The 26,774-nt window shown below is 60.9% G+C and carries 23 protein-coding genes and 1 pseudogene; 9 read left to right on the forward strand and 15 right to left on the reverse strand.

Annotation, left to right across the window (positions count from 1 at the left end):
- The first annotated feature begins 222 nt into the window (after positions 1 to 222).
- Complete coding sequence (locus FVF58_RS39775) at positions 223 to 762, forward strand: MarR family winged helix-turn-helix transcriptional regulator (RefSeq protein WP_149675142.1); 540 nt, start codon at positions 223 to 225, stop codon at positions 760 to 762.
- Between the two features lie 483 nt (positions 763 to 1,245).
- Positions 1,246 to 1,896 carry a MarR family winged helix-turn-helix transcriptional regulator gene (locus FVF58_RS39780; protein WP_246217410.1) on the forward strand — a complete coding sequence of 217 codons (651 nt, stop codon included), beginning with the start codon at positions 1,246 to 1,248 and terminating at the stop codon, positions 1,894 to 1,896.
- An 83-nt stretch (positions 1,897 to 1,979) separates the two neighbouring features.
- Here the strand turns inward: FVF58_RS39780 and FVF58_RS39785 are convergent, their stop codons facing one another.
- From FVF58_RS39785 to FVF58_RS39810, 6 genes are all read right to left on the reverse strand, one after another.
- Positions 1,980 to 2,186 carry a hypothetical protein gene (locus FVF58_RS39785; protein WP_246217411.1) on the reverse strand — a complete coding sequence of 69 codons (207 nt, stop codon included), beginning with the start codon at positions 2,184 to 2,186 and terminating at the stop codon, positions 1,980 to 1,982.
- 193 nt (positions 2,187 to 2,379) lie between these two features.
- On the reverse strand, positions 2,380 to 3,492 hold the full coding sequence (locus tag FVF58_RS39790) for a Gfo/Idh/MocA family protein (RefSeq protein WP_149675144.1): 1,113 nt from the start codon (positions 3,490 to 3,492) through the stop codon (positions 2,380 to 2,382).
- Positions 3,493 to 3,587: 95 nt separating this feature from the next.
- Positions 3,588 to 4,097: a nuclear transport factor 2 family protein gene (locus FVF58_RS39795; protein WP_149675145.1), complete on the reverse strand. Its 510-nt coding sequence runs from the start codon at positions 4,095 to 4,097 to the stop codon at positions 3,588 to 3,590.
- Between the two features lie 145 nt (positions 4,098 to 4,242).
- Entirely contained in the window at positions 4,243 to 5,289 is a 1,047-nt protein-coding gene (locus FVF58_RS39800) for a homogentisate 1,2-dioxygenase (RefSeq protein WP_149675146.1), read from the reverse strand.
- A 492-nt stretch (positions 5,290 to 5,781) separates the two neighbouring features.
- Complete coding sequence (locus tag FVF58_RS39805) at positions 5,782 to 6,726, reverse strand: 3-keto-5-aminohexanoate cleavage protein (RefSeq protein WP_484217520.1); 945 nt, start codon at positions 6,724 to 6,726, stop codon at positions 5,782 to 5,784.
- An 898-nt stretch (positions 6,727 to 7,624) separates the two neighbouring features.
- A complete protein-coding gene (locus FVF58_RS39810; protein WP_246217412.1) occupies positions 7,625 to 8,995 on the reverse strand; it encodes a substrate-binding domain-containing protein in 1,371 nt (456 codons plus the stop codon).
- A gap of 285 nt (positions 8,996 to 9,280) precedes the next feature.
- Between FVF58_RS39810 and FVF58_RS39815 the strand changes: the two genes are divergently transcribed.
- Positions 9,281 to 10,279 (forward strand): ABC transporter substrate-binding protein, encoded by a 999-nt coding sequence (locus FVF58_RS39815; RefSeq protein WP_149675147.1) that lies wholly within the window; start codon positions 9,281 to 9,283, stop codon positions 10,277 to 10,279.
- Positions 10,280 to 10,615: 336 nt separating this feature from the next.
- On the opposite strand, the gene FVF58_RS53455 is transcribed toward FVF58_RS39815, so the two are convergent.
- The 5 genes and pseudogenes from FVF58_RS53455 to FVF58_RS39830 form a co-directional block, all read right to left on the reverse strand.
- Complete coding sequence (locus FVF58_RS53455; RefSeq protein WP_246217413.1) at positions 10,616 to 10,735, reverse strand: FAD-binding protein; 120 nt, start codon at positions 10,733 to 10,735, stop codon at positions 10,616 to 10,618.
- Positions 10,736 to 10,803: 68 nt separating this feature from the next.
- Complete coding sequence (locus FVF58_RS53460) at positions 10,804 to 10,983, reverse strand: FAD-binding protein (RefSeq protein WP_246217414.1); 180 nt, start codon at positions 10,981 to 10,983, stop codon at positions 10,804 to 10,806.
- 137 nt (positions 10,984 to 11,120) lie between these two features.
- Positions 11,121 to 11,246, reverse strand: a pseudogene (locus tag FVF58_RS53465) (FAD-binding protein); the annotation flags it as partial.
- A 114-nt stretch (positions 11,247 to 11,360) separates the two neighbouring features.
- Positions 11,361 to 12,254 (reverse strand): 4Fe-4S dicluster domain-containing protein, encoded by an 894-nt coding sequence (locus FVF58_RS39825; protein WP_246217415.1) that lies wholly within the window; start codon positions 12,252 to 12,254, stop codon positions 11,361 to 11,363.
- On the reverse strand, positions 12,203 to 15,160 hold the full coding sequence (locus FVF58_RS39830; RefSeq protein WP_149675148.1) for a molybdopterin-dependent oxidoreductase: 2,958 nt from the start codon (positions 15,158 to 15,160) through the stop codon (positions 12,203 to 12,205). The genes FVF58_RS39825 and FVF58_RS39830 overlap by 52 nt, the downstream gene beginning before the upstream one ends.
- Before the next feature lie 546 nt (positions 15,161 to 15,706).
- On the opposite strand from FVF58_RS39830, the gene FVF58_RS39835 reads away from it, so the two are divergent.
- Positions 15,707 to 16,246, forward strand: a complete 540-nt coding sequence (locus FVF58_RS39835; protein ID WP_149675149.1) for a MarR family winged helix-turn-helix transcriptional regulator — start codon at positions 15,707 to 15,709, stop codon at positions 16,244 to 16,246.
- Between the two features lie 340 nt (positions 16,247 to 16,586).
- On the opposite strand, the gene FVF58_RS39845 is transcribed toward FVF58_RS39835, so the two are convergent.
- From FVF58_RS39845 to FVF58_RS39855, 3 genes are all read right to left on the reverse strand, one after another.
- Positions 16,587 to 17,573 carry a 2Fe-2S iron-sulfur cluster-binding protein gene (locus FVF58_RS39845; protein WP_149675150.1) on the reverse strand — a complete coding sequence of 329 codons (987 nt, stop codon included), beginning with the start codon at positions 17,571 to 17,573 and terminating at the stop codon, positions 16,587 to 16,589.
- A 104-nt stretch (positions 17,574 to 17,677) separates the two neighbouring features.
- Positions 17,678 to 18,148, reverse strand: a complete 471-nt coding sequence (locus FVF58_RS39850; RefSeq protein WP_149675151.1) for an aromatic-ring-hydroxylating dioxygenase subunit beta — start codon at positions 18,146 to 18,148, stop codon at positions 17,678 to 17,680.
- Between the two features lie 2 nt (positions 18,149 to 18,150).
- A complete protein-coding gene (locus FVF58_RS39855) occupies positions 18,151 to 19,422 on the reverse strand; it encodes an aromatic ring-hydroxylating oxygenase subunit alpha (protein WP_149675152.1) in 1,272 nt (423 codons plus the stop codon).
- A gap of 122 nt (positions 19,423 to 19,544) precedes the next feature.
- Here FVF58_RS39855 and FVF58_RS39860 point away from each other — a divergent pair, with 122 nt between their 5' ends.
- Positions 19,545 to 20,375, forward strand: coding sequence for an IclR family transcriptional regulator domain-containing protein (locus tag FVF58_RS39860; protein WP_149675153.1), 831 nt, complete (start codon positions 19,545 to 19,547; stop codon positions 20,373 to 20,375).
- Between the two features lie 70 nt (positions 20,376 to 20,445).
- On the opposite strand, the gene FVF58_RS39865 is transcribed toward FVF58_RS39860, so the two are convergent.
- Positions 20,446 to 21,231 carry an IclR family transcriptional regulator domain-containing protein gene (locus FVF58_RS39865; RefSeq protein WP_149675154.1) on the reverse strand — a complete coding sequence of 262 codons (786 nt, stop codon included), beginning with the start codon at positions 21,229 to 21,231 and terminating at the stop codon, positions 20,446 to 20,448.
- Positions 21,232 to 21,405: 174 nt separating this feature from the next.
- Here FVF58_RS39865 and FVF58_RS39870 point away from each other — a divergent pair, with 174 nt between their 5' ends.
- From FVF58_RS39870 to FVF58_RS39885, 4 genes are all read left to right on the forward strand, one after another.
- Entirely contained in the window at positions 21,406 to 22,164 is a 759-nt protein-coding gene (locus tag FVF58_RS39870; RefSeq protein ID WP_149675155.1) for an SDR family NAD(P)-dependent oxidoreductase, read from the forward strand.
- A gap of 11 nt (positions 22,165 to 22,175) precedes the next feature.
- Positions 22,176 to 23,633 (forward strand): NAD-dependent succinate-semialdehyde dehydrogenase, encoded by a 1,458-nt coding sequence (locus tag FVF58_RS39875; RefSeq protein WP_149675156.1) that lies wholly within the window; start codon positions 22,176 to 22,178, stop codon positions 23,631 to 23,633.
- A 90-nt stretch (positions 23,634 to 23,723) separates the two neighbouring features.
- Entirely contained in the window at positions 23,724 to 24,770 is a 1,047-nt protein-coding gene (locus tag FVF58_RS39880) for a homogentisate 1,2-dioxygenase (RefSeq protein WP_149675157.1), read from the forward strand.
- Between the two features lie 282 nt (positions 24,771 to 25,052).
- A complete protein-coding gene (locus FVF58_RS39885) occupies positions 25,053 to 26,162 on the forward strand; it encodes a Gfo/Idh/MocA family protein (RefSeq protein WP_149675158.1) in 1,110 nt (369 codons plus the stop codon).
- Positions 26,163 to 26,774: the final 612 nt, after the last annotated feature.

The raw sequence follows: 26,774 nt of genomic DNA on the forward strand, positions 1-26,774 counted from the left end.
CCGTCCTGTCAAGCGTGGGCGGGCAGTCTTCCGCGGAACTCTCAGCACATGCAGGCGTGCCGCTTGCTGCAACCGAAGCCATGATCGCGGCCCTATGCCGTTCCTCGCCTCGCCGTCCGTAGAGGCCGCGCTAATCCTGTTGTATGATTTCGCTGCGTTTTGAATCCATTTTGAACAGATAATACCGACCGATGGCTCGATCCCATGGCGAGGAATGAGTGAATGCCCAAATCTAATCCATCTGCAGTCAAGGCAGCCGCGAGCGCTTCAAAGTCAGTAGAGGCAACAGCGGAGAGACCCCTAGACGTTTTCGATGATCGTGGCAGAACCATTCCGTGGATCGCTCGAACGGTTCACCGACTCTACGATGCCCAAGGGCAGAAGCTCCTCGACAGGGAGAGCATTCCGATTGCGTATTGGTACTACCTTCGTGTGCTGGCCGAACGCGGCGAGATCAATCAACTCGAACTCAGTAAGCGCGTAGGCATCGCGTCGACGACTGCGGTCCCCGCGCTCGACTATCTGGAGAAGCGCGGCCTCGTGAAGAGAGTCCGCGATCCAAATGACAGGCGAAAGTATTTCGTCGTGCTACAGGACGAAGGCAAGCGTCTTGTCGACGAAATGCTTCCCGATCTGACTGACATGATTTCGGGGTCGCTCGACGGAATCTCGCAGAAGGACATGCGCGTTTTCTGGAAGGTCATGCACCAGATCGAAACGAACCTGATTCAGATGGCACAAGGCGACACGATCGTAGACTGACTGATTGCGAGTTTCGACGGCGGCATTCCTTCGCGCAGGCTATACGCGTCGCGTTTGCCTGCCACGGCGACATGCTGCTGGCGATCGGGTTTATAGCGGTGAGTGGACCACGCCACGGGATCACGGCACCGACAAGGCCATGATGCATCGCCGCGCGCCGTTCCTGAACTGGCGAGAAGTGATGGTCCCCGCTCGAATTACGCGGCAAGGCGTAGCCAATCTGTTGGCTTCGCTTGATCTCAAATCATCCTTCGCACCTGCGGCGATCCGTTCGTGGATCGTTTCAATGTCCTCCACCGGGAGGCGCCCTCGACTGGCAGGCGTGCCCTAGGCCCTGCTGGACTGTCTCAATCTTCCTGCACTATTGAATATCCTGCTCCGACGATCTGTTCGATCAACGTTGGCGGGATGTTGTATGATTTTCAAGAAGCGGATTATCTTTCAAAAGATAAATCTATATTTGATCGATGTAAGTAGAATGATGTGTTTTGGGATAAACAAAGTCAAAAAGCACCGGAGAATTCCTGGATCGAGCGCATCGGGCATGCCGCCCAGCCCGGTCCGTCCGTTGCCGGCTGTGTGACCCCAGTTGAGGAACGGCCAATGTCAAAGTCGAGTTCAAATGCAGTGCACGAAACGGCTGAAGGGCTGGATGCAGCGAGTGGTCAGCGCTCAGACGTTTTTGACGACCGCGGTCGAACCGTGCCATGGATGGCACGCACGGTGTACCGCCTCTACGACGCCCAAGGCCAGAAGCTGCTGGACAAGGAGGGCGTTTCGGTTGCGCACTGGTTCTATCTTCGGGTTCTGGCCGAACGTGGCGAGATGAACCAGCTCGAACTCAGCAAGCGGGTAGGCATTGCATCGACCACGGCCGTACCGGCGCTCGATAGCATGGAAAAGCGCAATCTCGTGCAACGGACGCGCGACCCTAAGGACAGAAGAAAGTACTACGTCAGCCTGCAGGATGAAGGACGACGCCTTGTCGACGAATTGCTGCCTGAGGTCGCCGGGATGATTTCGGCTTCGCTCGAAGGCATCTCGGCGAAAGATCTCCGGGTTTTCTGGAAAGTCATGCACCGGATCGAAGACAACCTGACCCTGATGTCTCAGGACGACTCCGTGATCGACTAGCCGCCGGCCGGTCGTTGGTACGACGACGATTGCGTGGGGTCATTGCTGACAGGTGTGCGGAGAAGGCCGGCGCGCGGTCGCGCTCACACCGCGCGCATGGTCGAGCGCTCCCGGCTCGGCGGGGAAATACACCAGAGTCCGTCCTTGCGACGAATGAAGAACATTGCTGCGGTTCCTGCGGCCCTGCGTGCCTCGACGCACACATAGTATTGCCGTGTCGCGCGCTGGTTCTTGAATTCGACCACATGCACCATGTCCATCGAGGTGGAAGCAAGCCAATGTTCTACCATCGAGCATAACGACTTTCCTGCGCTAGCCATCATCTGCTTATCACGCTCGTCTCTCCTTTGACCCTTCACCTGTAACCTACCTGCAGAACTCAGCTCCCGGCCCCGGCCGATCATGGACCGGATGGGACGCTGCACACGCATGTTTGCGCGCCTCACGGGCGTGTGCAGCGCATACGAGAGCCGCACACGCTTGCTACTTGCGCACCTCGATCCGATTGCCGGTTTCACTCGACTGCTCGATTGCATAGAGCACTTCGTGAAGTGCGCGTGCGTGATCGAAGCTGGGCGCCTTACGGGTGCCGTGGCGCAGGTCATCGGCGATCAGCCGGTAAATGCCGGCGACATTGCGCGCTGCAACGGCATCGTCGGCATCGATCGGGAACGGATCCGGGACGTCGAGTTCCTCGTAGCCGTTCTGGCCTTGGCGTCCGAACTCGACACGCAAGGGGGAGATGTTGACCGCCGGGACATATTCATTCCTTGCGGTGACGCGCAGATCGCCTTCGCTTCCGTTGATCTCCCACAGCAGCTTCGTCCCGCGCGGCAGGCCACCGCGGAGTTCCAACGACAGCGGCGCTCCGGAGCGCAGAATCGCGTTCGCCATGAGGTGGTCGGGCGTTTTCATCTCGACGGTTTCGCCCGTCTCGATGACGCGCACGGTTTGCCTGCGTTGCGAGAGCACCGCGCCGATCTGTTCGATATCGCCGAGGACGGCATCAATTGCCGAAATCGCGTGCCCACCGATCACGGAAAGCAGTGTGGCGCCGTTCCGGTTGTCCATGGCGTAGGCGTCACCCTGCAGGATGTCGTCGCCCCAGCTGAAACCCGATCCGACGTACGTCGAAGACAGGACATCGCCGATCTTGCCGTCCGCGACGAGCTTGCGCATGAACTGCACTTCGGGGGAGGCGATCGCCTGTGCGCCAACGACGGCCAATGCCTTCTTCTCGCGCGCGAGTTCGGCAAGTGCGATGGTTTCTTCGAGTCCATTGCCAAGCGGCCATTCGCTGTACACGCTCTTGCCCGCGTGCAGGGCCGCCGTGACGACTTCTTTGTGGTGCTGAACCTTGACGGTGACGACGACGATGTCGATGTCCGGCGATGCGGCCAGCGCAGCGGCACTTTCGAATGCCCGCGGGATGCCGAACGCGTCGGCCGCTGCTTGCGCGCTCGCGAGGCTCGTATTCGCTACGCCGGCGAGCTCGAAGACGCCGGACAACGCCCGCAGGGCCGGAATATGAGCTGTCGCCGCCCAACCGCGCCCTGGGCTTAGGCCGACAATACCAACACGATATTTTCCTTCCATTGCTTCCTCTAACCTTTAGGTAACTGCAGTAACGTTGAGCGCCTGATCTCAGAGGTTTCCCCTCTGGAGCCGGCCACAGCAGCCGGCCGCACCCGTCATACGATCTGGTATTTGTACGACGGGTCTTCCTTGTCACGGCGCCCGACAGTGAAATTTTCGAGCGGTGCCAGATCTCCGGGAACCGGGTCCGATCGCTGGGAGTCGAGCACGACCACCCGATCGGCAATGCGCCATTCACCGTTTCGCCGCTCCATGCGGTCCACGTAGCGAATGTTTACCACCCAATCCATCGCAGGCTTGTCGCCGTCGGGTTTCGTACGATGGCTTGCCTGCGCATAGTGTTCCGCAAACGCCACATCGCCGAGGACCTCGACATACTGGTTGCCGGTGAAGTGCTGCGTCGATTCGAAGCTCGGCAACAACTCGGCTGCCCAGTCGATAAAACCTTCGACACCGCCGTTGTACGCGCCGTGCCTGTCGATGGCATCCGGGTGATAACACGACCGCACGAGATCCCAGTCCATCCGATCAATGCCGCGGCAATAGCGGATATGAACGCGGCGAATCTCCGCTTCATCCAGTAGCTGCTGAAGTTTCGCTTCCAACTTTGGTCTCCTTGATTGAATCGTCGCGGCTGAAGTAAATCGATGCCACGCCGCTGGGGTCAGTGGATTGAAGCCGATCGCGAGCGCAATCCACCTGGGAATCCGGAACGTAACCTGACGATCGAGTCGCACTACGCGCCAGCGGTCACTTCGCCGTACTCGGATGCGGTCTGTATTGGCCCGTCTCCATCAGCTCCGAAGCGGCAATGGCCTTCGGTGTCCAACGCATCGTCGCGCGTGTTTCCAGCAACCAGGCCTGATAGCCTTCAGCAACGTCCTCCGACGGCCCGTGGTGGATGACCCCCTTTGGCACACAGGTCAACGTGCCGGGTTCCGTACAACCGCCCCAGGCGCCCGGGCCTCGTACGTAGCAGATCACCTCGTCGAAATCGGCGTTGATGTGAACCGGTGGCCGCCCGCCGGGACGCGCGCTGAGGTTGAACATCAGAAGGTCGCCCGTGCTGGATGACAGAAACTGGCTGGGCGGACCGCCCTCGGGCAGGTAAGCATGCACCTGGATATTGGCCAGATTCAGCTTCCACACCGGGACGGAGTCCGACAAGCGCACACCAAGCGCAAGCGGATCATGCGGCATCGTGAAGACCGTGTTCTCGGGGTCGAGGGTTTTCAGCACCAGCCGCGTCGGGCCGCCCGCCGGCATGGTGGAGTCGACATCGGCAAACTTCAGATCCCGCGCAACGTTGAGCAGGCCACTTGGCGCAGGCGGCGCGAGCTTCAGGGCCGCAGGACTCTCGACGATGATGCTTCGCATGGCATCGCCCGTCGGTGCATAGCGATACGCGACGGCTCGGGGAATGCAGACGAAGTCCCCTTCCGTCGCCGTGAGACAGCCCACGTCCGTTTCGAACCGGACCGTGCCGGATTGGACGAAATGAATCTCGTCCGCTTCGACATTGCGCACCACGTACGGCATGGGCTTGCGCCGTCCCGACACATGCAGTTTGACGCCGAGCCTGGAAGTCGCCACGGTGGTCGGAAGCGCCTCAGGGTCGTCCTGATCGTCAGGCGTCAAGCGCTCAAGGACGGCTCGCCGCGGTGCGTGCGGCCCCTGCACGGAAAGATAATCAGGCGCGTAGGTCGGCCGGGTCACCACCGACAGGGCCCCCTGGAATCCGTCACGGGTCCAGAGTTGCACCGGCGGGGGGCCTGCATCATGCGGCTTGCCACTCATTTGTCACTCTCCTTTTGCTCTCGAACGCTCACATTCGCAATAGACCTGATACTGCGCCCGCCATGTGCTTCCCGGGCAGGGATTCGATCTGCACGACCCTTCATGCGCAAACCATCCCGAAGACGCCGAATGGGCGGACCAAGAGGCCGAAAGGGCGACGGACTCGCGCCGCCTGGGCGTTCGGCGTAGCCGTATCGCACCTTTCTGCATCAAATATTCTATTCATCACGCTTGCCGGTGTGAGAGCGATGTCACTCGCCAATCAGAACAGGATTGCGCTACTCGAAAGCCATCGCCGGTCGCGTGCGTGTTCATCCCGGAGGACCTGGCGACCTCCTTCGTGAGCCACGAGGACGTCGCCCCGTGTGCAACGCGGTACAGCGGTTTCGGCCATGCGGAAAGGGGTTCGTCGGCGTTGATCTTCGCGTCCGTCGCCCACTCCCGCGTGCCTGCGCCGCTGTCCGCTTGCCCGGTCATGGCCGTGCGATCTTTTTAAGTCCGGGCCGGCTTGCCGATCAGTTGCCGGTACTCATTGGCCGTTGCCGGCTTGCGCCCGAGCAGGCCAGCGATGTCCTTCGCCATCTGAAACATCTCGAGATTGCTCTGAAGGCGCTCGTCGCTGTTCGGGTACTTCCACGGCGTGTCTTCCGTGCCGACGCGGATATGCAGACCCATCATGGTGGCGAGGGTGGTCATATAGAGCGATGCGCGGCCCGCCGCGCAGACGCTGATGACCGAGGTCGGATCGATCTTGCGAATCTGGTCGACCATCAGGAACATGTGTTGCGTCATGTCTTGGGCGTCGCTCACCCAGGTGCCCGACACCAGCGTGCGGCCGACGTTGAACGGCAGGCCGTAGAGGATCAGCCAGTTGTACGGCTTCTGGAGAATGCCGGTATCGATCAGCTTACGCTTGGCAAGCTCGATTTCGCCGGAGCTGTGGACCGCCAGCTCTGGCTTGACGCCCAATTCCTCGAGCGTTGTGACGGCCGGCAACGCAAAGGCTTCAGGATGGCCCGGCGCGCACGGTGCCACTTCGGTCAGGCCTTCGCGAGCGGGACTCAAGCACATATCGAACGTCGTGCCGTTCAGCACGTTCACGTTGGGCACGAAATCGTTGCCGAAGCGGGCGCGCAGCGGCTCGATAACCTGCTTGTAGGCCTCGACCGGCAGGATGTCACGATCCATGCGGCGCCCCTGTGCGTCGGTCATGAACGAAAAGTCGATATGAACGCCGCAGGCGCCGGCCTCGATCACGCTGGTCGCTTCATCCACGTACGCCTGAAAGGACGACGTGTCTTCAAAGCGGCCGGAGACCGCGGCGTTGATTGCGACCTTCTCCGACACGTCCCACTTGGGCTGCAGCTCGGCCCCTGCAATGAACTGGTACTCCTCCAATTCGCGTTTGGCGGCTTCCCAGAGTGGCAGTTTTTCCATGATAAATATCCTCGACACAGGTAGTGAATTTAGGTTCGCAAAACTTCCGAACCCACGGCAATCAATTGGAGAGGTTTTGGCGGGGCGGTCCGGAGAAGCCGCGGCCCGTCTCCGCCATGCACGAGACGCGAAACGTTTTGCGCCGCGTGGAGGATTCCCAGGTTGTCCGCATAGGCGCTTCGAGCCGCACGTCGTTGGAGGGGGAGCCCGAAACTCCGCGGCCGGAGTGCTTGCACACCACGGTGACCTCCTCACCACGTCCATATCCACGCATTCGAGATCCTCGAGACCGCGTCTGCCCCCCGCGACCCTTGAGCACTAAAAAGCGCCGGGATGCAAGGAGCTGGTTTCTCTCGCAATAAAATCGCTTTCGACAAGATCATTTCTAAAGCGATCGATTTATAAAGAATCATGCGATATAGAATGAATTAAGTCAAGGGAGCCAGGGAATGCCCTGGTGAGCGGCGCGTGGGCGATGGTCCTGTGTCGCCCGTCGGTGGCGAGTGTTGGGCCAGCGGCGTAAGCGCGAGCCGGGACATCAAAGTGCCGCTCGCCTCATCGTTGAAATCGTCAAGGCGCGGTCGGCCCGGCCCACGGTCCCTGGTTTTTGAAGAGTCGACCGAACACTTGTTTGCGGAAGACGTCGAGCGTTTGTTCGAACGCATCCGCGGCCACCCAGGTTGTCTCGCCACTAATGACGACGTCTCCACTGTCAGGGACGAGGGCGTCCCACCCAAGAGCCGTGAGGGTGGATTTGCCCGCGCCGTTTTTCTCCGACGAGACCCTGTGTTCCTGCGAGCACCGAGAATGTAACGTTGTCGTGCCCGCACGCCGGGAAAGGTCGCCGTGACCGCATCGATCTGCAGCAGGGAATGCTGTTCGTTCACGTCATCAGCTATCAATGCTCGAACACGGCCTTCAGCTTCTCCGGCGGGAGCGCGGAGGTGAGGTCGGCATCCGGTGGTGCCGCGGGGTCGCACTTCGGGTCGACACCCTTCGCGCTGTCCGCATACGGGTACGGAAGGATCGAAGGGGACTCCTTGTTGACGGTTCCCTGGTAGGCAGCTACGCCCTGACGTACCGCAAAGCGCACGTAAGTCGTCGTGCCGTCGAGTGTGTAATAGGGATATGGCTTGCCCGACTGCTTCGCCGCGACAAAGTGGCAATTCACCTGGTTGTCGCTTGCGATCGTCGCAATGGCGGGGACTGGAAGGTGAGCCTGTTCGAATGCTTTTACGGCGGCCAGCGCGGTTTCGCCACCATCCGTCACGATGGCGTCGATCTTCGGATACTGCGCGATGAGACCGACCGTGGCCTTCTGGGCGTCGACGGGATTCCAATTCGTCACGATGTACTGCTCGTTGAGCAACTTCAGACCCGGGTATTTCTTGAGTCCGCTTCTCAGACCGTCCATGAAGTTTTGGGAGGTGGTCGCTCCGGGCGATCCACCCATGAACACAACATTTCCCTTCTTGAGTGTGGTTCCGAGCCAGTCAGCCCACATGACACCGATCTGCTGCGTATTGCCTACTACGTTGACAACGTAGTCACGGCCAGGTGTCCCAGAGAGCTGAGCCGAGTACGGGACGACCGCGACGCCAGCCTTCATGGCCGCTCGCATTGCCGGAAGCTGCACCGCACCGAAGTCAGGAAGCAGAATGAGGACGTTGACGCCCTGCGCCACCATGCTGTTGATGTCGGAGTTCGCCTTCTGGGCATCGCCGTTGGCGTTGCTGTAGATGATCCGCGTGACGTTCTTACACCGACTGAGCTCGTCCTTGACTTCCGCGAGGCCGGTCTTGCGCCACGTATTGCCGCCGTAGCCGTCCGACACACCGACGATCATCGGCTTCGTGCCGCACATCGGCGTGATGTCGCCTTGATGGTTCGTGATGGAATTTTCCGCCGCGTGGGCAACGGTACAGATCAAACCCGTGGAAAGAAGCAGGCTGGCGCTAATTTTCGCAGTCGAAACGAGCATCATTCCTGGCCAGTATCGAAGATCGCGCCGGTTCTTGATGCCGCGCTGATGAGCGGGCATAGTCTCTTGCGCAACGAACGGACTTTGCAGTTTTTGCACTGCGGCTTGTGATGCGCGAAGCTTGAAGAACATGGTGATCCTCGCCGTGGCTGATTGATGAGTAACGGAAATGGGCCGACTAGAAAAATGAACGTTCCTGCGGCGTAATTGATACGCCTTCCTAATTGAAGCTGTGCGCTGTGAGATAGATTTGTATCGAATAATGTTGTTTGGGATGAACGAAGTCAAGCCCCCTTGGGGAAAGTCCCTAACAAGGGCACACGTGAACGCGACGGGTGCGGCTGAATGCGCTTCGCGTGGAGCGGTGAGGAAGGGGCGGCGGGTACCGCGGACCCGCCCGCAGCCTGAAAATGAGACAAGGCAATGACCTGCCATGATTCTTGACATGTTTAATGCTTGATGGGATGATACGATGCAGGATAAATTTATTGCGATCGGACCGGCTTCCAGCCCGTTTCGCTGGCCCGTGCTGACGCTTTCGTTTCGATTGTTTCGCAACAAGGAGAAGAGGCAATGGGAAATCACAAGCTTCGGCTGTCTATCGCCGTTGGCAACTACGACCGCATGCGGCCGCTCGTCGATGGGGATGTTCAGATCGACGGCGTAGATCCGGTCTTCATGCTGCAGGAGCCTGAGGAGATCTTCTTTCGCGCGTTTCGGCACGCCGACTACGACATCTGCGAGCTTTCGCTCAGCAGCTACTCGGTCAAGACGGCTGCGGGCACGTCGCCCTATACGGCCGTGCCGGTCTTTCCGTCGCGGGCCTTCCGGCATACGTCGATCTACGTGCGAGCGGACCGGGGGATCGAGAAGCCTGAAGACCTGAAGGGCAAGCGCATTGGCGTACCCGAGTACCAACTCACCGCTAATGTCTGGGTCCGTCTCTTTCTCGAGGAGGAGTATGGGGTCAAGGCATCGGACGTGACCTGGGTCCGCGGCGGCTACGAAGATCCGGCCCGAGTCGAAAAGATCGCGTTGAACCTGCCCGGCGACATCAGGATTGAAGACGCTCCCGAAGGCGAAACCATCTCCAGCCTTCTGGCGGCGGGGAAGATCGACGCCGTCATCGGGCCGCGTGCGCCTTCCTGCTTTGACCAGGGCCATCCGCAGGTTCGATATCTCTTTGACGATCCACACAAGACCGCGGCCGATTGGTATGCGCGCACCAAGCTGTTTCCGATCATGCACACGCTCGGTGTCAGAAAGACACTCGCCGATGAGCATCCGTGGCTGCCAGGTGCACTCGTCAAGGCATTCGAGAAATCGAAGGCCCTCGCGCTCACGCGGCTCAGCGAGACCGGGGCGACCAAGGTGACCTTGCCATTCGTCGAAGACCAGTTGCGGGCGGCGCGCAAGCTGATGGGTTTCGATTTCTGGCCGTACGGCTTTGCGGAAAACGAGCGGACTATCGACCGCTTCCTTGCCCGGCATCATGGGGAGGGGCTCTCCAGCCGCCGCTTGCAGCCGCACGAGCTGTTTCACCCTGCGAGCCTCGAAAGCTTCAAGATCTGATTTTTACACCTGCTCTCATTCGGGGCGGCGCGTTGTAGGTGCGCCTGCCCCGGCACGTCGTTTTCGCCCCCGAACCGTACACGGTCCGGCATCCTGTCGCGAGTCGCGCCGGCCACGCATCACGCAGCGTGTCAGCCAGCCAGCGGGCGGGTGAGCAAACGCGAGTCAAGGCAACTGAACGCGCCGCTTTCCGCTTGGACAAGCTTGAACTTTCGCGCGAAGAAGGCTGGGGGAATCCGATCTGTTGGCCTCGTGCGGTTCACTATTCCGCGCAAGTGACATGGCGGCCAGGTAACCAAACGTCAACGCCGGGCCTAGCGTGATTCCCGCGCCGATCTATTGGCCACCCACAGGCGAGTTCATATCATTTCCGCAGGCGAAGAGGCCCGGAATGGGGCGATCGTCTTTGTCGAGGACTGCGCCGACAGCGTTCGAGTCCGCGTGGATCGACGCCAATTCTTGCCGCGAGTTCGGTCAGTGTCCGGCCACTAAAAAGGTAACCAACCTCTCAGCGCGGCAGCGAGCTACCGGGCAGGATGACGCCGATCCCATCGCTCTTGACGGCTGACGCGTCTGCGATCAGGTAGGCGCGCCTCAGCCTCGAACATGCCGAGGGTGAAGGCATGGTACGAAGCCGCCTCGTTGGTGAACCGGTTTCCATCCTTGTCGACCGCGATGAAACCGGGTTTGGGGAGGTCGAGCATGAAGTGTCCCCATCGCACCTCATGGTCCGCTTTATGCAGAGACTGACATTGGAACGAAGTAGGCGGGTACTGGAGCCGACGGTTGCGGCAAAGAACTGGCGTGCCGATTCGGTCGAATCCTTGAAGCCCGCCGCGTGCATTGGCGATCTGTCGACGAACCAGATCACGCCGAGGGACCACGCGCTGGTACCCTCGACCTGGTCCGTTTTCTCCAGCAGGAGAGGCTCGAGCCCCTCGTTCTTCGATACGATCGCAGCACTCATGCCAGCCGCGCCGCACCAATGATGATGAAGTCAACCTCGTTATCCCGGTGTCGCTTCGCAGCGGTATTCAAGGTGTATGGCCTGTAATTAGCGCTCACTCTGGAGGACCCGGTTTCAAAAAAGTAGCGTGCCGAGGTTGACGCTTCCAGCACGGTCTCTTGTAGCGAGGACCTTTTCCGTTCCATCCTTTCTCACCCGCAGCTCGATACGCGAGGACGGCGCAATCAGCCCGGAGAATCGGAAGTCGCCGAAATGGTCGGTCCTGGTCTTGCGTTCGCTCCCATCGGAGGCGTCGCGCAGGATGACTTCGGCGCCTTCCAGATTGCGCAGTTGACCACCGCCCACGTCCTCGCAGACATTGCCTGCCACCAGGTGGCTGAGCGCATCGTCCAGATTCTTGTAGAAGACGCGCGGCTTGGTGCCGAACTCGGGGTGAATGACGGACAGGTGCTCTTTCTCGACCATTTCCGCCAATTGGGCGTCCGCGACATTCAACGCGCGGATCGCCTTGGTGGGGCAGGCTTGCGTGCAGCGCGGCTCTTTCCAGCCGGCGTCGAGCAGGTGCGCGTCGAAGTTCCAGTTCTGCGGCACCTGTTCCTGTTCGTTCCATTCGATCATGTCGTAAGGGCATGTCCGGACCAGATCGCGCCGGCCACGCGACTTGACCGGGTCGATCACGACGACGCCGTCCGGACGCTTGTAGATCGCGCCGTCCGAAGCCGCCTTGACGCAGGGTGCGTTGTCACAGTGATTACAGGTCTTCGGGATATAGGTGACATCGACGAGCGAGCCCTCTCCGCGAACGTGACGTTCGATCCGGATCGTTTCCAGGCCTTCCGGCGGATGGGGCGCGGAATAACCCGGAAAAGCATTGCCGGAATACTCGTCCTTGGTCGCGAGGACGCAGTTTCTGCAATTGATGCAGAGTGAAACGTCAACGACCAGCGCCCAGCTGCTCACGCTGCTTTCTCGAGTTTTTGGTCCCATTTTTCCACCTCCACCCAGCAAGTATTGGGCATGATTCCGTCTGCGGTCTGACTCATTTTTCCACCCGGCGTCAGGAGATTGAGACAGCCTCCGCGATCTACCAGGCCCATCGAAGTCTCGATCAGGTCGAGCTCGGCACACGACTCGTTGCCGCGCGTCACCCCCGCCTTGACGAGCTGAGAAACGTCCACGGCACAAATGACCGACGCCTGCGCGTTGTAGACCCGAACCAGATCGCCACGTTGCAGGCCTCGAGTCTGCGCATCCTGGGCACTCAATCGCAGGACCCAGTATCGATATCCGCCTACTTCCATCCGGTGTTCGTCGATCGTGCTGATGTGACTGTTCTTTCCGTCCGCATGCGTATGGAAGCTGTAGACCGGATGATTGGTCACGAGCTGCAGCGGAAACGGTTGTTTCACGGTGCTGGCGCGGTTCATGTATCGGTTGACGGCCGGCCTCGCGGGATCAATCTGTTCGATGCGACGCAGGCTCGACGGCACGAACTCGAATTTGCCTGACTGCGTCGGCAGCCCATCGCCGAAGCCGACCGAATACGTGGCAGGTAGCGGATTCGGTTCGGGCAAATCCTTCAGACGGCCTTCTGCAAACCAGCGCATGTCGACAGGCGGCTTGTCGTCGTCCTTTGGCGGCGGCACTACGTGATAGCCTTTTTGCAGGAACTTCTTCCAGGTGGTCTGCTTGGGCAAGTCCGTTGAATTGAACATCCGTTCGCACCAGGCCAATTCGGAGCAACCGCCTTCCGAGAACATCCCGCCGTATCCGAGTCTTGTCAGGATGTCCAGAAAGATCTGATAGTCCGACTTCGATTCGCCCAGCGGCTCGATGCATTTGTGCTGCATGGTCACCACTCGATGATTGAGCTGGCTCTGTGCATGCTGGATGTAGCCGCCGCAGTTCGCCCATTCGGAGATGTCATCACGTTCGAGCGCGGTACACGCAGGCAGAATGAGGTCTGCGAACTGGGCCTCGTTCTCCATCCAGATCGACTGGTTAACGATAAATTCGAGCGACGGATGACGATACGCTTCAACGAGCCTGTTAGATCCCGGAGTTGTGCCGAACGATGACGAGCCGTAGCGGTACAGCATGTGGATGCGGGAATGGCCCGGCCTCGGATACGAGTATTCGGCAAATTGTCCCTCGATCGAGAAGCCGTCCCACGCGTAGCCTTGCGCGCTTCCCTCCACGATGGCTTCGGCAAGCCGTTGCCGGGGGACGGACTGCTTCACTGGGTTGATCGTGATGATGTGAGGCATGCGGCAGTAGTTGTTGGCCGCGCTCGCCGTGTTGTTCAGATCACCCGAGATTCCGCCCTCGGCGTACCCAGGAAAGTAAAAATTGAGGTCCTGCGGTGCACCGATCTGCAAATTGCCAAAGTTGATCCCGGGTTTCCCCCAGCCCTGCATCGCCATCATCATGACGACGCTTCGCGCCCATTGAGCACCCGTCTCGGTGCGGCATGCGCCGCCAAAGCCCGCGCCCAGTCCACCGGCCGCGAGATAAGTCTTCTTTGACGCCCACAACCGCGCAAGACTGCGGACGTCCTTGGCGGGCACACCGGTTTCCGCTTCTTGCCACTCCGGCGTCTTCGGTATGCCGTCCTCTTTGCCGAGGACGTAAGCGCTCCATTCATCGAATCCCGTCGTTTTCGATGCCACGTACTCCTTATCGTAGCTGCCGCTTACCATCCACTCGTGCATGATGGCGATCGCCAGCGCCGAGTCAGTGCCGGGTCTGATCGGCAGCCATTTCCCGCCAAGGAACTGAGCGGAGTGCGTCAGATAGGGATCGATATGCACGAACTCAATGCCGAGCTGCTTGGCCCACAGCCGGCGCTCGGTGCCTTCGAATCCGCCGTAAACACCACTGGTCGATTCGGGATCGCTCGACCAGAACACGATCACCTCGGCGTGCTGAAGGCAGTCCTCGGTCGTGCCGTAAAAGCTCGGCGTGCCCAGGCGCAGGCTGTTGCCGTAGTGATGCATGGCTCCCCAGTACCAGCCTTCCCAACTGATTGGACTCGGCTCGACGCGGGTAAAGCCGATCAGGTTGCCGAAACGCAGCATTGCGCTCAGGTAGTAGTTGATGTTCCCCCACTGGTGATGTGCGCCCGTGACCATGGCTATGGCCCCGGGGCCGTAATCCTTCTTCATGCGGCGGATTTCTCCCGCCACGATATCGAGCGCATCGTCCCAACTGATACGTTCATATCCCGAGATCCCGCGATTCTGGGGATTGCGTTCACCGTTGGGGTCGAAGTCGACGCGCTTCATCGGATAGAGGAGGCGCTTTTCGGAGTACACCAGCGATTTGAGGGAGAGCGCGTGCGGGCTGACCGTCGCACGCCGTGCCGGCGAAAACCGGCGATCTCTCGCCGTGATACTCCAGCTCGGTCCATCGTCTTCTTGGAGATCGATGGGCGTGGTGCGGACGATCTTGCCGTTCTTGACGAAGACGAACACGGGTCCGCCATTGGTGAGGGTGACGTAGCGCGTGGTTCCGTCCTTCATTTGCATGCCCTTGCGCCACGCAGCCGTCTTCATCGTATTGACGAGTTGGCCGAACCACACGAGCTTCTGGTCGCTTCCGCCTTGCGTGATCTTGAAGTTCTTGAGCGCATCGATCAGGAACGCATGATCGGTGTTCGGCGCGAGCATCCGGCGGGCCGTCGCCACATCCATGAAGACAAGCTCGGCGTCGGGTTTGGGATTCACCCCCCAGCTTCCCGACACGGTGCCGTTTCGGAAATGGAGCTGCCTCGAGAGGGTGTTGTCTCTGAGCCGCAGCTGGATGACTCCGCTTCCGTTGGCGAGATGCGCGCGCATGGACGGAAACTTGCGGGCCGCCATACGCAGGACGGTCGGCATGAGCCAGAGGATAAGTACGAGTATTTTTCGCTGCATGAGAATGTCACCTCGGAGCAGAACTGCGCTTTGAATGGACACGACGAGTGTCGGTCAGGCATCGGCCGACCAGCCTGCTACCGGTGCCGGCCCGAGGCGTCGTTTCCGATAGGTAAAGATTTGCTTGCGCGAATAGGCGTAGGCGGATCACGAAGTCCACGCCTGTTTCAGGCGGCCGTGACATCGCGCGGTCTTTCGGTTCGCGGCTATGCCGTGAGAAATTGGCGATCTTTCTCATTTATAGATCCACCTGTGTCTCCATGTTTCCGGAACGATCCGCGGCGTAGGTCCAGTCTGTTCCGAATTCCGCCTCGATGAGTGGATTTCGCGGAGCGGCGCGACGCAGCGGTCGATTGCGTTGTATGATCTTACCTGCAGCGGATCATCTGTATAGCAATGATACCACTGAAAATAAACCTATATCGAACGATATTATTTGGTATAAATAAAGTCAAGGGTTCCTATGATGGGGTTACCCTGAGTTCCGTCTGTCTGTTCGCGGCCCGGAAATCTGCCCCGTTTGCCCATACATAAAGGAATGAGGAAATGCCCAAGTCGACTCCCGGCGTCACCAGGACAACTTTGGATCGCGAGCCGCCAGGCGAGGCAGCCGCGAAGCTGTCGCCCGAACTATTTGATGAGCGTGGCCGAACTGTGCCGTGGATGGCCAAGACCGTGCGTCGCCTCTATGATGCACAGGGCCAGAAAATTCTCGATCGGGAAAACCTCGCCATTGCGTATTGGTATTACCTCCGCGTACTGGCCGAGCGCGGCGAGTTGAATCAGCTCGAATTAAGTAAGCGAGTGGGGATTGCCTCGACGACCGCAGTGCCGGCACTCGACAACCTGGAAAAGCGCGGGCTGGTCCAACGGATTCGAGATCCTAAAGACCGAAGAAAGTATTACGTCAGTCTTAAGGAAGAGGGCAGGCGTCTGGTCGACGAAATGCTGCCGCAGCTCGTGGACATGTTCTCGGCCTCGCTCGACGGAATTTCTCCGCGGGACATGCAGGTGTTCTGGAAGGTCGCGCACCAGATTGAAAAGAATCTGATTCAAATGTCCAAGGACGATGCGACCTTGGACTGACTGAGGGCTTCGAGCGGATAATTGCGTATGCGACATGGGGGCGCGATTGCCGTGACGGGAGGGTGTTCAGAAGTAGTGTCTGGTCCCGGAATGGCCTTCTTACCGATCATCCCGAAGCAGCGGCGCCAAATCTTCGGTCTCGGCCGGGAAGGCTGCATTCCGGCACACGTCCAGAGCGCCGAATACAGCAGCCCCTGCGATCAGCGGCCCGGCAATGCCACCCAGCCGGCCGATGCCTCGCGCCCAGCCCACGCCGCTCGAGCGCGGACTGCTGCTGGCTCCTTGTTTTGTACTGTGGCAACGTCAGGAACTGGCGAGCACGGGCGCGGATTCAGGCGTGTCACCCCGTATGGACGAACGCGTCGCTGAAGAAGTTGTCTTCGGGTAAGCCGGCCTTCACGAAGGTGCCGCGCGCGGCGCTCGTCATCGAGGGGTTGCCGCATGCGTACACCTCATATTCCGCGAGCGAGGCGAAGTCTTCGAGCACGGCCTCGTGCACGAAGCCGTGCCGGCCCGTCCACGCCTCGTCGGCTTCGGACAGTACCGGCACGAACTTCACGCGGCCACTGTCGTGCCATTTCTGCGCGAGTGCCGTGAGATAAAGGTCTTCCGCGCGGCGTGCGCCCCAGTACAGATGCAGCGGTCGTTCGAGCCTGCGCTTGATGGCGTCCTCAACGATCGACTTCACCGGCGCGAACCCCGTGCCTGTTGCAAGCAACACGGCGGGCCTGTCCGATCCTTCGCGCAGCGTGAACTCTCCGAACGGGAGCTCAATGCGTAGCTTATCGCCCTTCGCGATGCGGCCCAGCATGCCTTCGGAGAACCGGCCTCCGGGCACGTGGCGCACGTGCAGCTGCACGCTGTCGTTTTCGTGCGGCGCATTCGCCATCGAATAGTTCCGCCGCGTGCCGTCCTCCAGCTCGATCTGCAGATACTGGCCGGCACGAAACTTCGCGCGCACGCCCGCGGGCAGCCGCAACTGCAGGATGCTGACGTCGGCGGCCGGCTGTGTGATGCGGTAGACGGAGGCGTCGAGCGTCCTGCGCGCGACGGGGTCGCGCCTCTCGATGCGACGCGGCGCGATCGTCAGGTCCGTGTCGGGGCGCAGGCAGCACAGCAGCGCGCGCTCGGCCGGCGCCACCACTGTGCCCTGGACCGGCGAGCGCCCCTCGCCCGCCACGAGGTGTCCTTCGCAGGACGCGCAGACGCCCTTGCGGCACGAGTACGGCACCGCATAGCCGGCGCGTTCGGCCGCGTCGAGCACGGTTTCACCGGGCGCACACGGGAACGTTATGTCGCTGTCAGCGACGGAAATACGAGTATCCAAGATATGAACTCCATGCGTTGTCAGCCGGTATCGGGCCAAGTTCGGGTCGGTTCAGCCGGCGGGAGCCGGCATCGTACGCGCCCCGTCGGGCAGGCTCGCGGGCGTCATAGTGGCAACGCGAGCAGCGTCTCGATACGCGAGCTATCGCACACGACGACGCGCTCGCGTAACCGCACGCCCGCCTCGTCGCGCACGTACACGTCGCAATAGCGGCCGGTCGCGAACAGGTCGGTGGTCCCGTCGCGCATGATGCGCGTGACCATGAACGAGGTTTCGCTGCGCGCCTCGGCGCCGTCGTCGCTAATCACGTACGGCTGCCCGAGCAGATGGCGGTAGGCGTGCCGTTCATAGATATTGGCGTCGCGCAGCGACGCGACCCGGTCGACCAGCATGCCGTGCGAGGCCAGGTAGATCATGCTGCCCAGAAGGCCGCGGCGATGGTTGTCTGCGGTCGTAACCCTGTATACGCACGACGCGGTGAAGAACCCGGGCCACTGCGCGAGGTCGCCGTCGTCGATGCAGCGCACGTATTCGGCCTGCGTGCGGGCGATCAGTTGATGGATGTCCTGCGTCATCGTCAATATCCCATTGCGTTACGGTAGGCCTTCCAGAAGCCGCGAATCGAGGCTTCCGTCACGCGACTCGAGCTGCTGCTCGTGCCGTCGCCACCCATCTCGATCACCGAACGTGCGTCGCTTGCCCCGTCGATGCCGCGCTGCACGAAGCCGCCCACGCAGCCGTCTTCCATCGAGACGTAGCCGGCCGGGCCCACGAGATTCGACTGGCGCAGACGCATTTCCCGCAACGCGGGCGTATCGTCCTCGAAGCCGAGATAGATCCAGTTCAGTTCGGTCTGGCGCGCGCCGCGTGGCAGGATCTGACGCACCGCGATGGCGTTCTGGATCTGCTGCAGCACGAAGCCCGGAAACACTGAAAGAATCTGCAGCGTGATGCCGTCGCCGAACTCGTCGGTGCCCGCGAGCACCGAGGTGTCTTCGAGGCGGTGGCCGCTCTCCGAGCGGATCTTCTGGCCCGCGTAGTCGTTCGTGGCCGCCTGCGTCGCCGCTTCAGCCGCGTGATCGACTGCTGAATAGCTGACGTGATGCCCGCCGCTGGGGTCGACGATGATGCCGCCGCGCTGCGACAGCTTGTTCAACTGGAAGGTTGTGAAGAACAGATGCAGGATGCTCGCATGATAGGAGTCCTTGACGTTTTCGAAATAGAGCTTCCAGTTGTTCGGCAGCATCTGCGTGAAGCGGCCGAGCACGACGGGCGTGCGGTTTTCGAGCACGCGCGCGATGCGTTCGACGATCTCCTCGCCGAGGTATTCGTCAAGCGGCGGCACGTCATCAGAGAAGCTGCCGAACACGAGACCGTGCAACGTCGCCACGCGCAGCTTGCGCAAGCCGTGATCGCCGAGGCAGAAGTCTTCCTTCATGCCGCCTTGGCCGTTGAAGCCGTCCCGGAACGCGACGCCGAGCAGATCGCCCTGCAGGCTGTAGGTCCAGGCATGGTAGACGCAGCTGAAGTCCTTCGCGTTGCCCCCGTCCTCCAGGCAAACCATCGCGCCGCGATGCGCGCAGCGGTTTTCGAATGCATACAGATCGCCGTCCTTGTCGCGCGTGACCACCACGGGAGCATCGCCGACGAACGTGCTGCGGAAGTCGCCCGGATTCGGCACCTCGGCTTCGAGGCACAGATAACTCCAGTTCGGACCACGAAAGATTGCTTCCTGCTCGTCCGCATAGACTTCGTCACTCTGGAACAGCGCATAGGGCACGCGCGTGACGCCCTCGGCGGGCCACTCGATGCTGGCGCGGCGCGCCGGCTGGATGGGGATGATTTTCAAGTTGCTGACTCCGTAGCTGGCGTTGACTGAACGCAGATTGCCGGGGACCGCGGCGGAACTGCCGTTGACAGCTCCGTCCGAGTGTGTTCGAATATCGTACATTGTTCGATATTGGAACCAATATGACACCCACCAAAAGTCCTGTCAATACAGAGGCCGACGCCTTGTCGCCCGTCGAGGACGGGGCCGGGGCTCACCAGGCCCGAGCGAAGGAAGGCATGGGGGGGCTAGCCAAGGGGCTGGCGATCATCGAGGCGTTCGGTGCGAATACAACGCGCATGACCGTCTCGGATGCGGCACATCTGGCTGACCTGAGCCGCCCCGCGGCGCGGCGCTGCCTGCTGACGCTCGTCGAGCTCGGCTATCTCGCGCACGACGGCAAATTCTTCACGCCGCTGCCGCGCATGCTACGGCTCGGTGGCGCCTATCTCAGCACGTCGTCGCTGCCGCAGATTGCGCAGCCGCTGCTGGCGAGCGCGCGCGACAAGCTGCAGGAATCCGTCTCGCTGGCCGTGCTGGACGAGGGTTATGCGGTGTTCATCGCACGCGCCGAGGCGGTTCGTATCGTGTCGACGGGCGTGAAGCTCGGTGGCCGCCTGCCTGCCTATTGTTCAGCCACGGGACGCGTGCTGCTCGGCGGCCTGCCTGAACAGCAGGTGCGCGCGCATCTCGCAAGCGTGCCCATGAAGCGGCTCACTAATCGCACGGTGGCAAATCTTGACGGCGTGCTGAAGGCGATCCGGCGCGCCGTTGAGGACGGCTACGCGATCAGCGACGAGGAGCTGGAAATCGGTATGTCGGCAATGGCGATACCGGTCAGGAACAGCGCCGGGGAGATCGTGGCGGCGCTGAGCGTGAGCGTATTTTCAGGGCGCGTGAGCATCGAAACGTTGCGGGAAAACTTTCTGCCAACGCTGCGTGAAACGGCCGGGCGCCTGCAACGCTCGCTGTAGGCCGGCTGCCAACTGCGCGAGCGCGCGTCGTGCAGGCTCGCTGACTTTGCCTGGCAGGAGAAGCTAAGCGCTACAACAAGGCGGCAAGGTGACGGCGTGCGATTTCAAGTTCTGGCAGCAGGTGTTCCACAACGCCTTCGCGCGTCATGCGGCTTGTGGACACCGAAAGGCTCATAGCCGCAATCATTTCACCACGTGCGTTGCGGATCGGAACGGCGATTGAGCGAATACCGATCTCCAGCTCTTCATCGATGATCGTGTATCCGTGCTTGCCCACAAATTCAATCTCTTTCATGATGCTGCTCGTCGTAGTACGGGTGTGAGGTGTCAGAGCGGGGCGCGCCATTCTGTTCAGCATGAATCTCACCTCGGCCGGTGGCCGGCCTGACAGCAGAACGCGCCCTGTGGCGCTACAGTAAGCAGGCAAGCGCGAGCCAACACCCAAACCGCTGGACAGGCTGCGCCGATGCGTTGAGCGCGCGACAAAAACTGCATCCTGCGAATCCAGTACGGCGATCGAGGCAGCCTCTTGCGTGCGTTCGCTGGTGATCTCCAGTATGGGTTGTGCGACCTTGGTCAACGGATCTGAGACTACATATGCGTAGCCCAGCCTGAGAGAGCGCGGCGCCAGGACAAAATCGTGACCTTTCTGCACGGCATAGCCCAGCCTGCACAGCGTCAGCAAACTGCGCCGTACCGAACCCTTCGTATGGCCAGTTATCTCGGCGGCCTGTGTCAATGTCAACGGCCCCTTTTTCATACCGAATGCTTCGATGACGGAGAGCCCTTTTTCGAGCCCCATCACGTATTCCGGTTCGTTTTCCCGGGATTCTTTTCCGCCCGCATGAGACACCATAAAGTCCTCGCGAAATTCGAATTTCGTACAAAAGTCCGGTATCCGGAAATTGTAGTCGGGATCTTTGACTTCTGATCAGGTATGTAGCGAAATACCAGCAAAGGGCCCGCGATTCCTCGATGAACGTCGCCTCACTTGTTGCTACCTGAAGTCTTTTGGCATGCGAAGGAAACCATGAAACCTGAAATACCCAAGCGCCTTATTGTCACCGGCGGCGCCAGCGGCATTGGATACGCCTTTAGCGAACACCTTGCACAGTTGGGGCACCGTGTCGTCATCGCCGACCTGCGTGGCGCCGAAGAGGCCGCGGCACGGCTTCGTGAATCCGGATATCAAACCATCGGCGTGCGCACGGACGTTGTCAGCGAGGCGGATGTCGCTGATATGACGGCCGCAGCAGTCTCGGCGTTCGGCGGAATCGATGGCCTGGTCAATAACGCCGCACTATTTAGCACCCTGACGCTCAAGCCGTTTGAGCAGATCACCAATCAGGAATGGATGCGGGTGATGGAAGTCAACACGCTGGGCCCATTCAACTGTGCCAAAGCGGTGTTGCCGCAACTGCGCCAAAGCGGCCGGGGGCGCGTGGTGAATATCGCTTCCACCGTGCCGATCAAGGCGCCGCCGAATATGGCGCACTACGTGGCCAGCAAGGGGGCTGTCATTGCCTTCACGCGCTCACTGGCGCGGGAACTGGCGAAGGACGGCATTACGGTCAATGCGATTGCCCCGGGCTTCACGCTAAGCGACGGCGTGCTGCAGACTGATCTGCAAGACCGCATTGGTGAAAACGCCCGTACTACCGGCCGCTGTATCCAGCGCGATCAGGTGCCAGCCGACCTCGTGGCGGCGCTGGCGTACCTGGTCAGTGATGGCGCGGGCTTTGTCACCGGCCAGACCCTCGCCGTCGACGGCGGTAGTGTATTCCTCTAAGTCAGGCAGCCATGGACACCTCAACCGCACATTACGAAGCACTTGCCCTCTACATCGGTGGCCGTTTCCTGAGCGCCGATGGGCGGCCCGAACAGGATGTGACCAACCCTGCGACTGGCAAGGCGTTCGCCCGATTGCCGCACGCTACGCCCCAGGATCTGGACGACGCCGTGAGCGCAGCGGCTGATGCATTCCAGGTCTGGCGGCACACGCCGGCAATCGAACGCTCAGCGTTGCTGCGCCGTGTCGCCTCGTTGATCCGGGAGCGAGCTCCGCAGATCGCCCGTAACATTACGCTCGATCAGGGCAAGCCTTTGACCGAAGCCATTCAGGAAGTACAAAGCTGTGCTGAGCACGCTGAATGGCATGCGGAGGAGTGCCGGCGTATTTATGGGCGCGTGATCCCGGCGCGCACGCCGGGTGTGCAGCAGACGGTCTCCCGTGAGCCCATAGGTGTTTGCGCTGCGTTCACACCTTGGAACTTTCCCTTCAACCTGGCGCTGCGCAAGGTGGTCGCTGCCTTGGGCGCGGGCTGCACGGTGGTACTCAAGGGCCCGGAGGAGTCGCCAAGCGCAGTGGTGGCGCTGGCGCGCATATTCCACGATGCGGGTTTGCCGGCGGGCTGCCTCAACGTCGTCTGGGGCGTGCCGTCCGAGGTTTCCAGGCATCTCATCAACGCTCCGGCGGTGCGAAAGATTTCGTTCACGGGCTCAATCTCTGTCGGCAAACAGCTGGCGTCGCTGGCCAGCGCGCAGATGAAGCGCATCACGATGGAACTTGGCGGACACTCGCCGGTGCTGGTGTTCGATGATGCCGACGTAGAACAGGCAGCGCGTTTTCTGGCGCGTACCAAGACACGCAATGCCGGTCAGGTCTGCATGGCACCGAGCCGCTTCTTCGTGCACGAAAAAGCCTATGAGCGGTTCGTGGATGCCTTCGCAGCCGAATACGCACCGCTACGGGTCGGAGACGGCCTCGATCCCCAGACACAGATGGGACCGCTGGCCCACGAACGACGCGTGGACGCAATGCAGGCCCTGGTGACGGACGCGCAGGAACGCGGCGCATCGCTGGTTTGTGGTGGAAGCCGTCTGGCTGAAACAGGCTACTTCTTCGCCCCGACAATCCTCAGCGGCGTGCCCGATAACGCACGCCTGATGATCGAGGAGCCGTTCGGACCGGTTGTGCCGGTAACCAGATTCAGTAGTACTGAGGAAGCTTTGTCACGTGCCAACGCGCTGCCTTATGGCCTGGCCTCCTACGTGTTCACCAGTTCGATCGCGACCGCCGAATACGTTGCTGGCCGTATCGAGGCCGGAATGGTTGGCATCAACCATTTCGGACTGGCTCTGCCTGAGACGCCGCTGGGTGGCGTAAAGGATAGCGGTATGGGCAGCGAAGGAGGCAGCGAGACGTTCGATGCCTACCTCGTAACCAAGTTTGTGTCGCAGGCCAGTCGGGTGCCCTGACAACAAGGCGGCCGGTATGAATTGTACTTGCCGGCGCCGAACAGGGGAAGTGAAAGGTGGCGGCGTTCGAGAGCAAAAGGAGAGTGACAAATGAGTGGCAAGCCGCATGATGCAGGCCCCCCGCCGGTGCAACTCTGGAGCCGTGACGGATTTCAGGGGGCCCTGTCGGTGGTGACCCGGCCAACCTACGCGCCTGATTATCTTTCCGTGCAGGGGCCGCACGCACCGCGGCGAGCCGTCCTTGAGCGCTTGACGCCTGACGATCAGGACGACCCTGAGGCGCTTCCGACCACCGTGGCGACTTCCAGGCTCGGCGTCAAACTGCATGTGTCGGGACGGCGCAAGCCCATGCCGTACGTGGTGCGCAATGTCGAAGCGGACGAGATTCATTTCGTCCAATCCGGCACGGTCAGGTTCGAAACGGACGTGGGCTGTCTCACGGCGACGGAAGGGGACTTCGTCTGCATTCCCCGAGCCGTCGCGTATCGCTATGCACCGACGGGCGATGCCATGCGAAGCATCATCGTCGAGAGTCCTGCGGCCCTGAAGCTCGCGCCGCCTGCGCCAAGTGGCCTGCTCAACGTTGCGCGGGATCTGAAGTTTGCCGATGTCGACTCCACCATGCCGGCGGGCGGCCCGACGCGGCTGGTGCTGAAAACCCTCGACCCCGAGAACACGGTCTTCACGATGCCGCATGATCCGCTTGCGCTTGGTGTGCGCTTGTCGGACTCCGTCCCGGTGTGGAAGCTGAATCTGGCGAATATCCAGGTGCATGCTTACCTGCCCGAGGGCGGTCCGCCCAGCCAGTTTCTGTCATCCAGCACGGGCGACCTTCTGATGTTCAACCTCAGCGCGCGTCCCGGCGGGCGGCCACCGGTACACATCAACGCCGATTTCGACGAACTGATCTGTTACGTGCGAGGCCCGGGCGCCTGGGGCGGTTGTACGGAACCCGGCACGTTGACCTGTGTGCCAAAGGGGGTCATCCACCACGGGCCGTCGGAGGACGTTGCTGAAGGCTATCAGGCCTGGTTGCTGGAAACACGCGCGACGATGCGTTGGACACCGAAGGCCATTGCCGCTTCGGAGCTGATGGAGACGGGCCAATATCGGCCGCATCCGAGTGAGGGCAAATGACCGGCGTCACTCGTCTATCTATCTCAGGCGTAATGGTCAGACGCTCGGACATGCGATCCATCATTGAAGACATCGCCAGCCGTCTCGAGTGAGTGAAGTTAATTCGTTAAGCTTTTATCCCGCTGTTTCCGGGCTGCATCGAGCGACTCGGTAACGCGTTGCCCGGGTTCCACGTCAAGTGCAAGTCAGGTCGGATTCCGTGCCGTGAGCTGGATTCGGTTCGGACCGCACCGGGCAAGACGGCGGCCTGTATACAACCGACTCAATGGTTTCGAGGATGCAATGAAAAAACGTTTTCGAGTAGGGATCGTGGGAGTGAGCACGGAACGCGGTTGGGGTACGACAGCTCATATTCCCGCGTTGCGTGCGCTGTCCGACGTATTTGAGACCGCCGGCGTAGCGAACACGAGTCTCGCGAGCGCACAGGCGGCCGCCGCTGCCTTTGGCATTCCTCGCGCGTTCGAGAACGTGGCGGAGCTAGTGGCATCCCGGGATATCGACGTTGTGGCCGTCACGGTCAAAGTACCTCACCATCGCGAAGTTGTCGCTGCGGCCTTGGAGGCGGGCAAGCATGTCTACTGCGAATGGCCGCTCGGAAACGGCCTTGCAGAATCGATCGAGCTTGCGGAGCTTGCCAGGCAGTGCAAGGTACGGGCAGTGGCGGGCACACAGGCCACCGCGTCGCCCGAGGTCGAACTCGTGCGCAAGATCGTAGCCGACGGATACGTGGGCGATGTGTTGTCGTCGACCTATCTTGGCAGCGGTCCGACCTGGGGTGACGAAGTCACGCGCGGCGACTCCTACGCCATGGATTCGCGCAACGGCGCAACCATGCTGTCGATCATTGGTGGGCATGCACTTGCTGCCGTACAAAGTGTGCTCGGTCCCGTCGACGAAGTGGCGGGCGTGGTGTCGCAGCGCCGGAAGACCGTGCGCATCTTCGAGACAGGCGACACGATCCCGATGCAAACACACGATCATGTGATGGTCAATGCTGTCTTGAAGTCGGGAGCACCTTTGTCGCTGGAACTCCGTGGCGGCCTGCCGCGCGGCACGCGGCTGCTGTGGGAGATCAACGGAACGTTGGGCGATCTGCGCATTACTGCGAGGAATGGTCATGTTCCCGTCATCAATATCACGCCATTGCGCGTGGAGGCTGGCCAGAGGGGTGAGCAGGGGTATAGCGACGTTGAGGTACCAAAGTCGCACTACCTGGATTTGGTGGATACGGGCCCTGCGCGAAATGTGGCAGCCATCTATCGGCAGATGGCTGAGGACCTGGCTCAGGGGACCAGCACTGCCCCTGATTTCGACGACGCGGTCGCCCTTCACAAGGTGATTGATGCCATTGAGAGGTCAGATCAGACACGCAAGCGGGTTCGAATCGACTGATCGGCGTCCAGCTCATGGATTCAATGGATGAGCAGCGGCTAATGCCCTTCCTAATGGGAGCTAGTACGCTTGTCTTTGGATCCTCTCCTCGGGCGCGCACATAGCGCCGGGTATTCGAGGCAGTTTATGACGCAACGGGCGGGGATCAATCTTCGTTTGCTCGCCAGGAATTTCCACTTCGGAACTGCCCTGATCCCGGGGCAGCCTCGGGCGCTCGTTGCGGGCGAATGAACCGCACCGTCGCAAGGCCGCTACGTGCCCGGCAGCGCGGCGAACCGCCGAGCCTCACATTCATCGGCCGTAAACACGATATCGACGACAGGCCGAAAACAGTCGGCGTTTCAGTCGTCGCCGCCTCGGCGATCGACAGGCACGATCCCGCGCGTATCCAGCTACGACATGCGCATCTTCTCCGATCTGCGCGTCGACCCACGAGTCACACTGGTGGCTGGCTCGGCCATTCTTTGCATTGCACCACACCGAAGAAGGAGCAGGTGGTCACGGATTGCAGCGAAGACGCGTCGCGCAGTCAGTTGCGGCATTGCCGTTCGCAGTTGCGGCCGCATTGAGACGCCACCCATGTGACATCCGTGGCGCGTGCGGCAAGGCTAG

The sequence above is a fragment of the Paraburkholderia panacisoli genome (assembly GCF_008369935.1).
Taxonomy (GTDB): Bacteria; Pseudomonadota; Gammaproteobacteria; order Burkholderiales; family Burkholderiaceae; genus Paraburkholderia; species Paraburkholderia panacisoli.

Excerpts from the sequence above, each read along its gene's own strand:
- FVF58_RS39775 (WP_149675142.1), top strand. The coding sequence starts at position 223 with ATGCCCAAATCTAATCCATCTGCAGTCAAGGCAGCCGCGAGCGCTTCA.
- FVF58_RS39785 (WP_246217411.1), bottom strand. The coding sequence starts at position 2,186 with ATGGTAGAACATTGGCTTGCTTCCACCTCGATGGACATGGTGCATGTG.
- FVF58_RS39790 (WP_149675144.1), bottom strand. The coding sequence starts at position 3,492 with ATGGAAGGAAAATATCGTGTTGGTATTGTCGGCCTAAGCCCAGGGCGC.
- FVF58_RS39800 (WP_149675146.1), bottom strand. The coding sequence starts at position 5,289 with ATGAGTGGCAAGCCGCATGATGCAGGCCCCCCGCCGGTGCAACTCTGG.
- FVF58_RS39805 (WP_484217520.1), bottom strand. The coding sequence starts at position 6,726 with ATGGAAAAACTGCCACTCTGGGAAGCCGCCAAACGCGAATTGGAGGAG.
- FVF58_RS39815 (WP_149675147.1), top strand. The coding sequence starts at position 9,281 with ATGGGAAATCACAAGCTTCGGCTGTCTATCGCCGTTGGCAACTACGAC.
- FVF58_RS53460 (WP_246217414.1), bottom strand. The coding sequence starts at position 10,983 with ATGCTCGACCTCCCCAAACCCGGTTTCATCGCGGTCGACAAGGATGGA.
- FVF58_RS39830 (WP_149675148.1), bottom strand. The coding sequence starts at position 15,160 with ATGCAGCGAAAAATACTCGTACTTATCCTCTGGCTCATGCCGACCGTC.
- FVF58_RS39835 (WP_149675149.1), top strand. The coding sequence starts at position 15,707 with ATGCCCAAGTCGACTCCCGGCGTCACCAGGACAACTTTGGATCGCGAG.
- FVF58_RS39850 (WP_149675151.1), bottom strand. The coding sequence starts at position 18,148 with ATGACGCAGGACATCCATCAACTGATCGCCCGCACGCAGGCCGAATAC.
- FVF58_RS39860 (WP_149675153.1), top strand. The coding sequence starts at position 19,545 with ATGACACCCACCAAAAGTCCTGTCAATACAGAGGCCGACGCCTTGTCG.
- FVF58_RS39865 (WP_149675154.1), bottom strand. The coding sequence starts at position 21,231 with ATGGTGTCTCATGCGGGCGGAAAAGAATCCCGGGAAAACGAACCGGAA.
- FVF58_RS39870 (WP_149675155.1), top strand. The coding sequence starts at position 21,406 with ATGAAACCTGAAATACCCAAGCGCCTTATTGTCACCGGCGGCGCCAGC.
- FVF58_RS39875 (WP_149675156.1), top strand. The coding sequence starts at position 22,176 with ATGGACACCTCAACCGCACATTACGAAGCACTTGCCCTCTACATCGGT.
- FVF58_RS39880 (WP_149675157.1), top strand. The coding sequence starts at position 23,724 with ATGAGTGGCAAGCCGCATGATGCAGGCCCCCCGCCGGTGCAACTCTGG.
- FVF58_RS39885 (WP_149675158.1), top strand. The coding sequence starts at position 25,053 with ATGAAAAAACGTTTTCGAGTAGGGATCGTGGGAGTGAGCACGGAACGC.